General features: G+C 68.1%; 13 protein-coding genes and 1 tRNA gene. 11 read left to right on the forward strand and 3 right to left on the reverse strand.

The genetic code is table 11. The features are described 5' to 3' along the window. Window positions 1–39 precede the first annotated feature (39 nt). Window positions 40–768, forward strand: a complete 729-nt coding sequence (locus tag OC372_RS11905; RefSeq protein WP_262002179.1) for a hypothetical protein — start codon at window positions 40–42, stop codon at window positions 766–768. Window positions 769–877: 109 nt separating this feature from the next. On the opposite strand, the gene OC372_RS11910 is transcribed toward OC372_RS11905, so the two are convergent. Continuing rightward, on the reverse strand, window positions 878–1,876 hold the full coding sequence (locus OC372_RS11910; protein WP_262002180.1) for a diacylglycerol/lipid kinase family protein: 999 nt from the start codon (window positions 1,874–1,876) through the stop codon (window positions 878–880). Between the two features lie 82 nt (window positions 1,877–1,958). On the opposite strand from OC372_RS11910, the gene OC372_RS11915 reads away from it, so the two are divergent. Beyond that, window positions 1,959–2,489 (forward strand): RNA polymerase sigma factor, encoded by a 531-nt coding sequence (locus OC372_RS11915; protein WP_262002181.1) that lies wholly within the window; start codon window positions 1,959–1,961, stop codon window positions 2,487–2,489. A 34-nt stretch (window positions 2,490–2,523) separates the two neighbouring features. Here the strand turns inward: OC372_RS11915 and OC372_RS11920 are convergent, their stop codons facing one another. Then, window positions 2,524–2,904, reverse strand: coding sequence for a YybH family protein (locus OC372_RS11920; protein WP_262002182.1), 381 nt, complete (start codon window positions 2,902–2,904; stop codon window positions 2,524–2,526). A gap of 111 nt (window positions 2,905–3,015) precedes the next feature. Between OC372_RS11920 and serS the strand changes: the two genes are divergently transcribed. From serS to OC372_RS11965, 9 genes are all read left to right on the forward strand, one after another. After that, window positions 3,016–4,332: a serine--tRNA ligase gene (serS, locus tag OC372_RS11925; RefSeq protein WP_262002183.1), complete on the forward strand. Its 1,317-nt coding sequence runs from the start codon at window positions 3,016–3,018 to the stop codon at window positions 4,330–4,332. Then, window positions 4,329–5,150 (forward strand): HAD family hydrolase, encoded by an 822-nt coding sequence (locus OC372_RS11930; RefSeq protein WP_029263736.1) that lies wholly within the window; start codon window positions 4,329–4,331, stop codon window positions 5,148–5,150. The genes serS and OC372_RS11930 overlap by 4 nt, the downstream gene beginning before the upstream one ends. Window positions 5,151–5,193: 43 nt before the next feature. Further along, window positions 5,194–5,278, forward strand: a tRNA-Ser gene (locus tag OC372_RS11935). Window positions 5,279–5,328: 50 nt separating this feature from the next. Then, a complete protein-coding gene (locus tag OC372_RS11940) occupies window positions 5,329–6,567 on the forward strand; it encodes an LCP family protein (RefSeq protein WP_262002184.1) in 1,239 nt (412 codons plus the stop codon). Window positions 6,568–6,630: 63 nt separating this feature from the next. Continuing rightward, window positions 6,631–7,635 (forward strand): LacI family DNA-binding transcriptional regulator, encoded by a 1,005-nt coding sequence (locus tag OC372_RS11945; RefSeq protein WP_105711047.1) that lies wholly within the window; start codon window positions 6,631–6,633, stop codon window positions 7,633–7,635. 179 nt (window positions 7,636–7,814) lie between these two features. After that, entirely contained in the window at window positions 7,815–9,458 is a 1,644-nt protein-coding gene (locus OC372_RS11950) for a glycoside hydrolase family 13 protein (protein ID WP_262002347.1), read from the forward strand. Window positions 9,459–9,500: 42 nt separating this feature from the next. Then, a complete protein-coding gene (locus tag OC372_RS11955) occupies window positions 9,501–10,871 on the forward strand; it encodes an ABC transporter substrate-binding protein (RefSeq protein ID WP_262002185.1) in 1,371 nt (456 codons plus the stop codon). A gap of 6 nt (window positions 10,872–10,877) precedes the next feature. After that, window positions 10,878–11,843, forward strand: a complete 966-nt coding sequence (locus tag OC372_RS11960) for a carbohydrate ABC transporter permease (protein WP_262002186.1) — start codon at window positions 10,878–10,880, stop codon at window positions 11,841–11,843. Then, window positions 11,840–12,787, forward strand: coding sequence for a carbohydrate ABC transporter permease (locus OC372_RS11965; RefSeq protein ID WP_091035694.1), 948 nt, complete (start codon window positions 11,840–11,842; stop codon window positions 12,785–12,787). Before OC372_RS11960 ends, OC372_RS11965 begins: the two co-directional genes overlap by 4 nt. A gap of 5 nt (window positions 12,788–12,792) precedes the next feature. Here OC372_RS11965 and OC372_RS11970 read toward each other — a convergent pair whose 3' ends face one another. Further along, window positions 12,793–13,800 carry a LacI family DNA-binding transcriptional regulator gene (locus OC372_RS11970; RefSeq protein ID WP_029263743.1) on the reverse strand — a complete coding sequence of 336 codons (1,008 nt, stop codon included), beginning with the start codon at window positions 13,798–13,800 and terminating at the stop codon, window positions 12,793–12,795. Window positions 13,801–13,915 lie beyond the last annotated feature (115 nt).

The raw sequence follows: 13,915 nt of genomic DNA on the forward strand, positions 1-13,915 counted from the left end.
GGCTTTCCGGGGGATCTGCCCGCGGGCTACCCTGTGAGCATGACCTCTGCGCTTCGTCCCCTCGCTTCTGTCGTCGGCCTCGTCGCCGCAGCACTCCTCGTCGCGGGATGCACCGCCGGCCCCGGTTCCGACGCCCCGTCGAGTTCGCCGGCTCCGGGCACGGGAGACGTGGATGACCAGAACGACTTCGAGGGCGCCCTGCTCGACGATGGACGCATGTTCGCCGTGATCACGGTGGGCTCATCGACGTGCGTGCCGCAGGTCGATCAGGTCGCGGCCGAGGGTCAGACCGTCACCGTGACGCTCGTCGACCCCGAGGGCGAATCGCCGAAGCCGTGCACGAAGGATCTCGCTCCACGGGCGAGCCTCGGCGCACTGCCGGAGGGCGTCGACCCGAAGTCGGACATCACCCTGAACGTGACCTACGGTGACCTCACCGACGACGTCGACATCGACGGTGACCCGGCCGCCACCGGCACACCGGGAAGCACGACCGAGTTCCAGCCGTCCGCCGCTTGGCTCGACGACGACGGCCTCGTGCTGCTCACCTGGGGATCGTCGAGCTGCCTGCCGCAGATCGAGTCTCTCGAGGGCGCGGGAAACACCGGAACCGCGTACTTCGTGACCGACGAGAACCAGGTCTGCACCATGGACATGGCACCCCGAGCGACCTTGCTCGCGTTCGGGGAGGACACGGTTGACGACGACGGCACCTTCACGCTGACGCTGGTCGGCGGTGGACTCGACGGCACGGTCGAGGTCCGCTGACCCCTACGGGTAACCGTGGAGATCTTCTGGGCCACGCTCGTCTTCTTGGCCGGGATCAGCGTGATCATCGTGAACAAGCGACGCAAGCGCTGACGGGCGCCGCTCCGCCTCAGAGCATGTGAACCGGGTGGCCGGGCGGCAGCGCGAGCAGCAGCGCACCGGGGTCGGCCCAGCACGTGATGCGCACGGCGGCGCCGAACTCGTCGCCGTCGAGCTCGATCGGAATCGGAGTCGGAGCGGCGGCTTCGGCCGCGGCCCCGTGGAAGAAGTGCACCGACGCGTTCTTGCCGCGACGTTCGAGCACACGGCGCCCCGCGCGGAAGCGCCGCAGTACGGAGTTGTCCCACCAGATCTTGCGCCACACCGCGAACCAGCCGAGCATTCCGGTGGGTTGGATGACGGCGATGTCGAGGGCGGCATCCGTGATCGACGCGTCCGGGATGAGGGCGATGCCGGCCGGAAGCGTGCCGCAGTTGGCGAAGAGCAGACTGTACGCACGGTGCGAATGCAGCCGCCCCTCATCGACCTGGTACACGGCGCGGAAGGGCTTCGCGCGGGGGAGGGAGCGGGCTGCTCCGTCGACGTAGGCGATCCACCCCACGGACTTCTTCAGATCCGAGCGGGTGTTGGCGATCATGTCGGCGTCCAGCCCCATGCCGGCCAGCACCACGAACGCGTGCTCCTCCTCCTCGCCGTTCTCACGGGTCAGTCGCGCCCGGCCGATGTCGATCGGATGGCGGAAGTCGCCGAGCGCCGCACGGATCATCTCCGCCGGATCGGCGAGCGGCAGGCCGAGATTGCGCGCGAGCAGGTTGCCCGTGCCGCTCGGCAGGATCGCCAGGGCGACTCCTGAGTTCGCGATCGCCTCCGAGACCGCGCGCACGGTGCCGTCGCCGCCGGCGACCAGCACGACATCCACGTTGCGTGCGAGCGCATGAGCCGTCGCACCCTGCCCGGCATCCTCGATGGTCGTCGGGTAGAAGGCGGGGTGATCCCATCCGGCCTCGCGGGACATATCACGCACCGTCGCACGCAGATGCTTGCCGTCGACCTTGATCGGGTTGTAGATGAGCGCCGCCTGTCGTTGAACGGGGGCGCTGGTGGTCATGGCGCTACTCTAATCCGGGACGCGCCCGGGTCGGTCACAAACGGACCGCGCCATTCCGGTCGCGAGGACGAGGAGCATCCGGATGCACGATGGTTCCGACGACGCGACCCGCGCGGTGCTCTCCGGACTGATCACGGCGGAACCCGACCGACTCCGTCGCCGCAGCATCTCGTTGGGGGTACCCGCTGCGGATGCCGAAGACGCTGCGCAGACCTCCCTGCTGCGCGCCTGGCGCTCGGTCGCGCATCTCGAGACACCGGAACCCGGCCGCGTATGTTCCTGGCTCGACGCCATCGCGCGGAACGTCGCCATCGACCTGGCTCGGCAGCGTGCGCGCCGGCCGGAGGCCGTTCTCGACGACGACACCGCCGGCGAGCAGACGGGCGTGGATGCCGCGGTGGAGATCCGCGTTTTCCTCGACGGCGCGCTCGAGGCTCTGCATTCGCTGCCGGAGACCATCCGTGAGCCCCTGCTGCTGGCCGTCGTCGACGGTCTCTCCGCGGACGAGGTGGCAGCACGCCTCGGGATCGAGCCCGCAGCCGCGCGGCAACGGATCTCGCGGGCACGCAAGGCGCTGCGGGCCTGCCGCACGACAGGCATGGGTGACGGCTGAGGGAGGCCCGATCGTCGGACCTCCCCCGAAAGGTTCAGGCCGTGCCGAAGGGGCTGTCGACGGCGTACCGCCAGCCGTGCACCTCGTCGTGCACCGCGACATCGGCCGTGGTGCCCGCGAGGGCGATCTCGGAACCGTCGGGACCGGTGCCGGTGATGGTCCAGTCCGCGATCGCGAGTCCGGTACCGGCACTCTCGAAGACGTGACGGACACGCATCGAGATGGGCAGGTTCAGCCCGAGGAACTGCTCGAGAGCGCCGCGCACGGCGGCCGTGCCCGTGACGGCCGTTCCCGGCGCAGGGACGAAGACGACGTCCGACGTGTTCAAGGCCATCAGGCCGTCGAGGTCGCGGGCGTTGAACCGGTCGGCGAACGCCAGGTTCAGCTGGTCGAGGGAGGTCACGGGGATGGTCATGGGGTTCCTTTCCTGGGTCGACCGAATGCCGACCTCTGCAGAGGAAGACGACGCAGCGGCGAGGGCGTGACATCCAGATTCGCCGTCGGCACGGCACCGTAGACTTGGGAGATGATCGACCTCGCACTCCTCCGCGAAAACCCGGAGATCGTCCGCCGTTCGCAGGCTGCCCGTGGAAACGACCAGAGCACCGTCGACGTCGCACTCGAGGCCGATCGATCGCGCCGGGCCGCACTCTCCGCTTTCGAGGAGCTGCGCGCCGAGCAGAACGCGTTCGGCAAGCAGGTCGCGAAGGCTCCCAAAGACGAGAAGGCCGCCCTCGTCGCGCAGGCGAAGGACCTCGCCGAGCGAGTGAAGCAGGCGCAGCATGCGGCGAACGAGGCGGCGGAGGCGGCATCCGCAGCCCTCGCCCGGATCGAGAACGTCGTCATCGACGGCGTCCCCGCCGGCGGCGAGGCCGACTTCGTCGAACTGCGTCGGGTGGGCGAGGTACCCGCATTCGACTTCGAGCCGCGCGACCACCTCGAGCTCGGCGAGCTCCTCGGCGCGATCGACATGGAGCGCGGAGCGAAGGTCTCCGGCGCGCGCTTCTACTTCCTGCGCGGCATCGGGGCTCGCCTCGAGATCGCCCTCATGAACCTCGCTCTCGACAAGGCTCTGCAGAACGGGTTCGTGCCGCTGATCACGCCCACCCTCGTGCGCCCCGAGATCATGCAGGGCACCGGGTTCCTCGGCGAGCACGCCGACGAGGTCTACCACCTCGACAAGGACGACGACCTGTACCTCGTCGGCACCAGCGAGGTCGCGCTCGCCGGGTACCACAAGGATGAGATCGTCGACCTCGCCGACGGCGCCCTCCGCTATGCGGGCTGGTCGACCTGCTACCGCCGCGAAGCGGGTTCGCACGGCAAGGACACCCGCGGCATCATCCGGGTGCATCAGTTCAACAAGCTCGAGATGTTCGTCTACACGACCGCGGAGGAGTCCGAGGCGGAGCACCTGCGCCTTGTCGCGCTGCAGGAGGAGATGCTCACCTCCCTCGGGCTCTCCTACCGTGTGATCGATGTCGCCGCGGGCGATCTCGGTTCGAGCGCGGCGCGCAAGTACGACATCGAGGCGTGGGTGCCGACGCAGGGAGCGTTCCGCGAGCTCACGTCGACGTCGAACTGCACGACCTTCCAGGCACGCCGACTCGACGTCCGGCACCGTCCGGTCGTCGATGCGACGGATACTGCCGCTCCAGGTGCGGCGAAGACGCAGCACGTGGCCACCCTCAACGGCACGCTCGCCACCACGCGCTGGATCGTCGCCCTGCTCGAGACGCATCAGCAGGCCGACGGATCGGTGCGTGTGCCCGAGGTGCTGCGCCCCTACCTCGGCGGGCTCGAAGTGATGCTGCCGCTCGGTGACGGGCGGGCTGCTCGATGACGGGGCACTGGCTGGTCGGACTCGACGTCGACGGCACCATCCTGCTGCAGGACGAGACCATGAGCCCCGGTGTGCCCGAGGCGGTCGCGCGCGTGCGCGATGCCGGACACGTGGTGACCATCGCGACCGGACGAAGCTGGATGGCCACGCGACGCTATGTCGAGGAGCTCGGTCTCACCGCCGACTACGTCGTGTGCTCCAACGGTGCCGTGACGATGCGCCGCGACGGTGACGACTGGGAGCGTTGGAACGTCGAGACCTTCGACCCGACTCCCGTGCTCGGACTGCTGCGCGACCGTCTTCCGGACGCCCGGTACATGGTCGAACTCGCCTCGGGGCAGAGGTTGTTCACCGAGCAGCTCGACGACTGGACGCTCGACGGCGGCCGACAGGTCGACTTCGACGAACTCGGCGCGCTGCCGGTCTCCCGCATCGTGGTCGTCTCTCCCGGGCATGACGAAGACGATTTCCATCGCCTGGTGGCGGATGCCGGCCTCAACGAGGTCTCCTACGCGATCGGGTGGACCGCGTGGTTGGACATCGCCCCGCAGGGCGTGGACAAGGGCACTGCGCTGGAGCAGGTGCGCACCGAGCTCGGTCTCGACGGCGGACGCATCCTGGTGGCCGGCGACGGGCGCAACGACATCGGCATGTTCGGCTGGGCACGCTCCCTCGAGGGACGGGCCGTGGCGATGGGGCAGGCTCCGGACGAGGTGAAGGAAGCCGCGAGCGAGGTCACCGCCGACGTCGAGGACGGCGGGCTGGCGCAGGCGCTCGACACGCTTCCAGCGCCCGCCCAGGTCAGCGCGGGAGAATAGAACTCGGCTAGACTCACGCCTTGTCGACAGATGCGTCTGTCGAGGAGGGTTGTCCGAGCGGCCGATGGAGCTGGTCTTGAAAACCAGTGGGCAGAGATGTCTCGTGGGTTCGAATCCCACACCCTCCGCACAGTGAGCACGGTGACCCCGCACCGGCGCTGAATCCGAAAGGGTCCGAGTGAGCGACAACACCCGACGCCGCCGTACCATCGCGCGACACGGTCAACTCGAGACCCCGAGCCCGCTCGGCCAGCTGCTGAGGTTCATCGCGATCGGCCTGGCCGTGGTGCTCGTCAGCGGTCTCGGCGTCGGCTTCTACATTGCGTACGACTTCTCGAGCACCGTCGCGGCGAACGACGTCGACCTGGACGGTCAGGAAGTCATCCCGCCGGACATCGGCGAGTACGAGAGCGGCTTCAATCTCGTCCTCACCGGTGTCGACACCTGTGAAGAGAAGTACAAAGATCTGTTCGGTGACCGGTGCACCGGGGGAGACGCCGAGGGCACACTCAACGACGTGAACCTTCTGGTGCACGTGTCGCAGGAGCCCCGCCGGATCACCGTCGTCAGCTTCCCGCGCGACCTGATGCTGCCTATCCCGGAGTGCACGGACGAAGACGGCAACGTGCACTCGGCGATGAGCAAGCAGCCTCTCAACACGGCCTACACGGACGGCGGCCTGAACTGCGTCGTCCAGACGATTTCGCAACTCACCGACCAAGAGGTCCAGTTCGCGGCATCCGTCACCTTCGGTGGCGTGATCGAGATCACCAACGCCATCGGCGGCGTCGACGTGTGCCTGGCGAACCCGATCAAGGACCGCTACACCGGTCTGGACATGGCCGCGGGAACGCACACCGTGGAGGGCCTTCAGGCGCTGCAGTTCCTTCGCACCCGTCACGGTGTCGGTGATGGCAGCGACCTCGGCCGCATCGGCAACCAGCAGCAGTACATGTCGAGCCTCGCCCGCAAGATGATCAGCGGCGAGGTGCTGGGCAACGTGCCCGTCATGCTCAAGCTGGCGAACACGGCGCTGAGCAACCTCGAGGCCAGCACGTCGTTGGCGAACAACCCGATGACGCTCGTCCAGATCGCGCTCGCCGTGAAGTCGGTCCCGTTCGAGGACATCGTGTTCGTGCAGTACCCGACCGGTGCCGACTACGCCGACCCGAACAAGGTCGTCCCCAACGAGGAAGCGGCCGCGGCGCTCTGGGATGCGATCGAGGCGAACGCGCAGCTGCAGATCACCCACCAGAACAACAGCAACGACGGTGTGGTCGTGCAGGAGCCGACGGCGCCGGTCGAAGAGGCCACGCCGGACCCCTCTGCGACCCCGGACAACGTCGTGGCGCTGCCGGACTCGATCAAGGGCAACTCTGCGGCTCAGGAGACCTGCTCCAACGGCAACGTCCGCTGAGTCGAGACAGCATCAGCGCAATCCGTTTGCGCGTTCTTGCAAGAACTTGCGTACACTGACCCCATGTCGAAGCGACTCGCCGAGGTGGCGCGCAAGGTCGGAGTGAGCGAGGCCACGGTCAGCCGTGTGCTCAACGACAAGCCGGGCGTCTCGGATGCCACGCGCCAAGCGGTGCTGACGGCACTCGACGTGCTCGGCTATGAGCGCCCGACGAAGCTGCGCGGCGAGCGCGCGCGTCTGGTCGGCCTGGTGCTGCCCGAACTGCAGAACCCGATCTTCCCCGCCTTCGCCGAGATCGTCGGCGGCGCACTCACGCAGAACGGGTACACCCCGCTGCTGTGCACCCAGAACGCCGGCGGGGTGACCGAATCGGACTACGTCGACCTGCTCCTCGCGCAGCAGGTGTCCGGGGTGATCTTCCTCGGTGGTAACTACACGCAGGCGGATGCCGCCCACCAGCATTACGAGCGGCTGCGCCAGGTGAACCTGCCGACCGTGCTCGTCAACGCCCGCGTCCCCGAGCTGCAGTTCGCGACCGTCTCCACCGACGATGCGGCTGCGGCCGAGCAGGCGGTCCTGCACGTGCACCAGCTGGGGCATCGCCGCATCGGGTTGCTGCTGGGGCCGGAGGATCATGTGCCGTCGCAGCGCAAGCTCGACTCCGCGCGCCGTCTGCTCGAGAAGCTCGGAGCGCCGCTCTCGGACGACCTCATCGTGCGCGGCATGTACTCGCTCGAGTCGGGGCAGGCCGGGGCGGCGCGACTCTTCGCCGCCGGCGCCACGGCCATCGTGTGCGCGAGCGATCCGATGGCACTCGGGGCGGTGCGTGCTGCACGTCGCGCGGGGCTGTCGGTGCCGGGAGAGGTGAGCATCGTCGGGTTCGACGACTCGGCGCTGATGAGCTGCACCGAACCGCCGCTGACCACGGTGCGGCAGCCGATCGAGTCGATGGGGCGCGCGATCATCGCGCTGCTGCTCGCGCAGATCGCCGGCACCTCCCAGCCGAGCGACGAGTTGCTGTTCGAGCCCGAGCTGGTGCTGCGCGCTTCGACGGGGCCACTGGTCTGACCGACACCCGGAAGGTGCGGTCTTCTGTGCGCCTGCAAGGCATTGCAAAATTCCAACAATCTGTTTAGTTCTTGCGTGGAACGTTAGAGAAAGCTACATTCGACTCATCGCCACCGACGACGAGGAGTTCCGTGGACACCGACGTTCTGCGCACGGCCGCACCCGCACGCACGCTGACCATGCCCGCGGGCGAGGGATGGTGGCGCACTGCGGTGATCTACCAGGTGTACGTGCGCAGCTTCGCCGACGGCAACGGCGATGGGATCGGCGACCTCGCCGGCGTGCGCTCACGGCTGCCCTACCTGAAGAGCCTCGGCGTCGACGCCCTGTGGTTCACGCCGTGGTACCGGAGCCCGCTCGCCGACGGCGGCTACGACGTGCAGGACTACCGGCTCATCGATCCGCGCTTCGGCACGCTCGAGGAGGCGGAGCAGCTGATCGCCGAAGCGCTCGAGTACGGCATCCGCACCATCGTCGACATCGTGCCGAACCACATCTCCGACCGGCATGAGTGGTTTCAGCAGGCGCTGGCGGCGCAGCCGGGGAGCCCGGAGCGCGAGCGCTTCTGGTTCCATCCCGGTCGAGGCGCAGACGGCGAGGAGATGCCGACGAACTGGGTGTCGAGCTTTCAAGGCGAGACGTGGACGCGCACGCGGAACCCCGACGGCACCCCAGGGGAGTGGTACCTGCACCTGTTCACGCCGCAGCAGCCCGACCTCAACTGGAACCACCCCGATGTGCGGCGCGAGCATGAAGACGTCCTGCGCTTCTGGTTCGACCGTGGTGTCGCCGGGGTGCGCATCGACTCGGCGGCCCTCCCGGTCAAGGACCCGGCGCTGCCGGACCTCCCCGCCGGCACGGCACCGGCCTCGGGGCATCCGCACATCGACCGCGACGAACTGCACGACATCTACCGCGACTGGCGTGCCGTCGCCGACGAATACGACGGCGAGCGCGTGCTCGTCGGAGAGGTCTGGCTCGACGACGCGGAGCGCTTCGCCCGTTACCTGCGCCCTGGCGAGATGCACACCGCCTTCAACTTCGGGTTCATGACGCAGCCGTGGAGCGCTCAGGCGATGCGTGACTCCATCACGCGCACCCTCGCCGAGCACGCGCCCGTCGGTGCCCCCGCGACCTGGGTGCTCTCGAATCACGACGTCACGCGGCCGGTCACCCGCTACGGGCAGGCCGATTCGTCGTTCGCGTTCGAGCGCAAGAGGTTCGGCACCCCGACGGACGCGGTTCGAGGCGCGCGTCGGGCCCGCGCGGCATCGCTGCTCGTCGCCGCGCTCCCCGGCAGCCTCTACATCTACCAGGGCGACGAGCTCGGATTGCCCGAGGTGGAGCTGCCGCTCGACGCGATCGAGGACCCCATGCACTTCCGTTCCGGGGGTGTCGATCCGGGACGCGATGGATGCCGGGTTCCGCTGCCCTGGGCGGGGACGGCGACTCCTTACGGCTTCGGGGGCGCCCCGTGGCTTCCGCAGCCGGACGACTGGGCGACGCTCACCGTCGAGACGCAGGACGCCGACCCCGCCTCGACCCTGAACCTGTACCGCGCGGCGATCGCCCTGCGGAAGCGGATCGCGGATCTCGCCGGCAGCGCCCTGGAGTGGTTGGAGCTCGGAGCAGACATCCTCGCGTTTCGCCGCGGCGACGGCACCGTCAGCATCACGAACCTGGGTGCCGTGCCGGTGCCTCTCCCCGCGCATCATGAGGTGCTTCTCGCCAGCGCCCCGCTCGACGGTGAGCTGCCCCCGGATTCCACCGCCTGGCTCGCGCTCCGAGCCGTCCCCGGGCGCTCGTCGCGAGCGACCGATTAGCCCTGCACCACCCGATCAGCACCACATGGAAGGACACAGACAATGAAGTCACCGATGAAAGCCCTCGTCGCCGGCGTCGCCGTGCTCACGACGGTCGGCGCGCTCGCCGGCTGCACGTCGAGCGGGGGCGACGACAGTGCCGACGGCAAGACCGAGCTGCGGGTCGCGACGTTCCCCCCGGGAGCGGATGCTGCCGCCTATGAGGCGTTCGCCGAACAGGAGAAGCAGTTCGAGAAGGAACATCCCGACATCGACATCGTGGGTGTCGAGTACGAGTGGGAGGGGCCGACCTTCGCCGTGCAGCTCGCCGGCGGAAGCCTGCCCGACGTCTTCACCGTGCCGTTCACCGACTCCAAGACGCTGCTCGAGAACGGCCAGCTGATGGATGTCACCGACGCCATCGACGAGCTCGGCTACACCGACAAGTTCAACCCGATCATCCTCGACGGCGTCACGGGCGACGACGGCAAGATCTACGGCTTCCCGCGCCAGGCCTATGCGGCCGCACTGCACTACAACCGCGACCTGTTCACGCAGGCCGGGCTCGACCCCGACAACCCGCCGGAGACGTGGGACGAGATCCGCGAGGCCGCCAAGGCCATCACGGATGCCACGGGCAAGGCCGGTTACGCGCAGATGGCGATCAACAACACCGGAGGCTGGCAGCTGACCTCGCAGACGGTGGCGCGCGGCGGTCGGACGCAGACCGACAACGGCGACGGCACGGCGGAGTCGACGATCGACAACGACGCCACCAAGGCGGCTCTGCAGTTCCTGCACGACGTGAAGTGGGAGGACCAGGCCTTCGGTTCCAAGGTCGACCTCGACTGGGGAACCATCAACCAGGAGTTCGCGGCCGGCAACATCGGCATGTACACCTCGGGTTCCGACATCTACACCGCGCTCGTGCGGGACTTCGGCATGGACTCGGCGATCTACGGCATGACGGTCGTGCCGATGGAGGGCGATGACCCCGGTACTCTCGGCGGCGGCGACATCGCCGTGATCAGCCCCACGGTCGACGACACGACGAAGGCTGCAGCGGTGACCTGGATCGACTGGTACTACATGCAGAAGCTCATGGACGAGGACGCGGCTGTCCTCGACGCGAAGACCCTGAACGAGTCCGGTCAGGCCGTCGGCACGCCGCTGCTGCCGGTGCTGAGCCGCGAGCTGTACGACGAGTCGCAGGAGTGGATCGCCGACTACATCAACGTGCCGGTCGACCAGATGGCACCGTTCAGCGACCGCATCTGGGACCAGACGCCGGTCGGTGAGCCGAAGGTGAAGACGCAGGAGGTCTACGCGCTTCTCGACACCGCGGTGCAGACCGTCCTGACCGATCAGAACGCCGACATCGACGCGCTGCTCGCCCAGGTGCAGGCCGATGCGCAGGCGAAGCTCGACGAGTAACGCTCCATGACGATGACGCTCTCCGAGCAGCGGGCGGCGGTGGAGGACTCTCCGCCGCCCGCTGTGCGCCGTTCCCGCCGCCGCTCACCGCTCACGTGGTTCCGCGGCGGCGGGCTCGCGAACCTCCTGTTCGTGCTCCCGATGCTGTTCGTGTTCGTCTTCTTCTCGTGGTCGCCGATCGTGCAGTCGGTGATCATGAGCCTGCAGAAGACGAACCTGATCGTCTCCGAGTGGGTCGGAATCGACAACTACCTCGCCGTGATCGGCGACCCCGAACTCGGTCGGGCCGTGATCAACACCCTGTGGTTCGCCGTGCTCGCTCTGCTCTTCGGCTTCCCTCTGCCGCTGCTCATGGCCGTGCTGATGAGCGAGGTACGCCGCGGCAAGGGCATCTACTCGGCGCTCGCGTATCTCCCCGTCGTGATCCCGCCCGTGGTGGCGGTGCTGCTGTGGAAGTTCTTCTACAGCGCCGACCCGTCCGGTGTCTTCAACACGGTGCTCGGGTTCGTCGGCATCCCTCCGCAGCCGTGGATCCAGGACGCCGTGCAGGCCATGCCCTCGCTCGTGCTCGAGGCGACATGGGCGGGAGCCGGAGGATCGATCATCATCTACCTGGCCGCGCTCCTGGGCGTGCCGCCCGAGCTGTACGACGCAGCCGAGGTCGACGGCGCCGGCATCTGGAAGAAGATCTGGCACGTCACGCTGCCGCAGCTGCGCGGCATCCTCTTCATCATGCTGATCCTGCAGGTGATCGCGACCGCCCAGGTCTTCCTCGAACCGTTCCTGTTCACCGGCGGTGGCCCCGCCGGAGCGACCAAGACCGTGCTGCTGTACATCTACGACAAGGCCTTCCGCAACAGCCTGGGCGGTGACTACGGAGAGGCGACGGCCGTCTCGGTGCTGCTCGCCATCGTCCTCGCCCTGCTCTCCTGGCTGTACTTCAAGCTGACCGACCGTTGGAGCACGACGTGAGCCTCACCACCCGCCTCTCGACCCGTGCCGCGGAGAAGGCGGCGGAGAAGGCCGCCGATCGCGTCGGGGACCGCACGGTCATCTCCGACTCGGAGCGCCGGCGCCCCGGCATCCGCGTCGGAATGTCGATCACGCACGTGTTCCTCACCGTCGGGCTGGTCGTCGCCGGCCTCGGCCCGATCCTGTGGCTCGCGAAGTCGGCCATCACGCCGACGCAGGACACCCTGCAGCAGCCGTTCGCGCTGTGGCCGAACGGCATGGACTGGGAGAACCTGTCGACCGCGTGGAACGACATCCACATCGACCAGTACTTCTTCAACACGGTGATCATCGCGCTCGGCGCCTGGTTCGTGCAGCTGTTCATCGCGACCACCGCAGGCTATGCGCTCTCGGTGCTGCAGCCGAAGTACGCGCCGATCCTGAACGCGCTCGTGCTGGCGACGCTGTTCATCCCCGGCATCGTGCTGCTCGTGCCGCTGTATCTGACGATCGTGCACCCGCCGCTGCTGGGGGATGTGAGCCTGCTCAACAACTACCTCGCCGTGTGGTTGCCGATGGGGGCGAACGCCTTCAACATCCTGCTGGTCAAGCGGTTCTTCGACAGCCTGCCGCGTGAGGTGTTCGAGGCGGCGCGCACCGACGGCGCCGGTCCCTTCCGGCTGTTCTGGTCGATCGTGCTGCCGATGTCGAAGCCGATCCTCGGGGTGGTCTCGGTGTTCGCGATCATCGCCGCGTGGAAGGACTACCTCTGGCCGATGCTCGTGCTGCCGGATCCGTCTGTGCAGCCGCTGTCGGTGCGCCTTCCCGCTGTGCAGTCGCAGACCGAGCTGGATGTGTTCCTCGCGGCCCTCGCGATCGCGACGCTGATCCCGATCGCGATGTTCCTGATCTTCCAGTCGGTGTTCCTGCGCTCGGCCGGACTCGGGGGTGCCGTGAAGGGCTAGTCGGCTCAGCCGGTGGTCGAGCGCCGCACGATCAGTTCGGGCGGGAACACGGTCTGCCGGGGGATGCTCTCGGGGTCGGAGGCCTCTTCGAGCACGATGCGCAGGGCCGTGCGCCCGATCATCCGGCTGGGCTGTCGGATCGATGAGAGCGGCACCGCGGCGGCGGCGGCGAAGGGGATGTCGTCGAACCCGATCAGCGCGATCTCGTCCGGGACGAGCACCCGTCCCCCGGCGACGAGCGACTGCAGCAGACCGAGCGCCAGCAGGTCGTTCGCGGCGAACAGGGCGTCGGGCCACTCTCGGCGCGGCCGGGTGAGCAGCTTCGCGCCCGCGGTGGCTCCCTCCTCCACCGTCATGGCCGAGGTGGGGACGACTTCGAGGTCGACGTGCACCGAGGCGTTCTCGGCGGCGGCGCGCGCACCGGCGAGCCGATCGGTGACCTGGCGCATGTCGAACGGGCCGCCGACGAAGGCGATGCGTCGTCGCCCCGCCTCGATGAGGTGCTCGACCGCGAGACGTCCGCCCGCGACGCTGTCGACGGAGACCGATGAGAATCCGCTGTCGGCGCTGAACCTGTCGACGAGCACGGTGGCGATGCCGCTGGCCCGGAATCGGCGGAGCTGCGTCATGACGTCGCCGTACGGGGCGATCAGGAGGCCGCGCACCTGCTGCTCGCGGAAGAGGTCGAGATACACCTTCTCGCGGGACGGGTCGTCGTCGGTGTTGCCGTAGAGGATCGCGATGCCGTGACTGGAGGCTTCGTCTTCGGCGCCGCGCACCACATCGCTGTAGAACGGGTTCTGCCCGTCGAGGACCACGAAGCCGACCGTCGTGCTGATGCCGGCGCGCAGTTTGCGGGCGGCGTCGTTGCGCACGTACCCGAGTTCCTCGATGGCCCGGCTCACTCGCGCCACCGAATCGCTGGAGACCTCTTCCGGACGGTTGAGGACGTTCGAGACGGTCCCGACCGACACCCCGGCGCGGAGGGCGACATCACGGATGCTGACCGGCACGGCTCTCCTCTCGACGTCGGGCGGATCACGGTTCGGGCATCAGGGGTTGACCTGCGGCCCGCATCACATACACTAGCCTGAAACCCACCTGAATCGATTCAGGTAGATTCATTCC

The organism is Microbacterium sp. Mcb102 (genome assembly GCF_024519805.1).
In the GTDB taxonomy this organism is placed as follows: Bacteria; Actinomycetota; Actinomycetes; order Actinomycetales; family Microbacteriaceae; genus Microbacterium.

Bases quoted from the DNA above. Each gene is read 5' to 3' on its own strand.
- OC372_RS11905 (WP_262002179.1), top strand. From the start codon at position 40: ATGACCTCTGCGCTTCGTCCCCTCGCTTCTGTCGTCGGCCTCGTCGCC.
- OC372_RS11910 (WP_262002180.1), bottom strand. From the start codon at position 1,876: ATGACCACCAGCGCCCCCGTTCAACGACAGGCGGCGCTCATCTACAAC.
- OC372_RS11915 (WP_262002181.1), top strand. From the start codon at position 1,959: ATGCACGATGGTTCCGACGACGCGACCCGCGCGGTGCTCTCCGGACTG.
- OC372_RS11920 (WP_262002182.1), bottom strand. From the start codon at position 2,904: ATGACCATCCCCGTGACCTCCCTCGACCAGCTGAACCTGGCGTTCGCC.
- serS (WP_262002183.1), top strand. From the start codon at position 3,016: ATGATCGACCTCGCACTCCTCCGCGAAAACCCGGAGATCGTCCGCCGT.
- OC372_RS11930 (WP_029263736.1), top strand. From the start codon at position 4,329: ATGACGGGGCACTGGCTGGTCGGACTCGACGTCGACGGCACCATCCTG.
- OC372_RS11945 (WP_105711047.1), top strand. From the start codon at position 6,631: ATGTCGAAGCGACTCGCCGAGGTGGCGCGCAAGGTCGGAGTGAGCGAG.
- OC372_RS11950 (WP_262002347.1), top strand. From the start codon at position 7,815: ATGCCCGCGGGCGAGGGATGGTGGCGCACTGCGGTGATCTACCAGGTG.
- OC372_RS11955 (WP_262002185.1), top strand. From the start codon at position 9,501: ATGAAGTCACCGATGAAAGCCCTCGTCGCCGGCGTCGCCGTGCTCACG.
- OC372_RS11960 (WP_262002186.1), top strand. From the start codon at position 10,878: ATGACGATGACGCTCTCCGAGCAGCGGGCGGCGGTGGAGGACTCTCCG.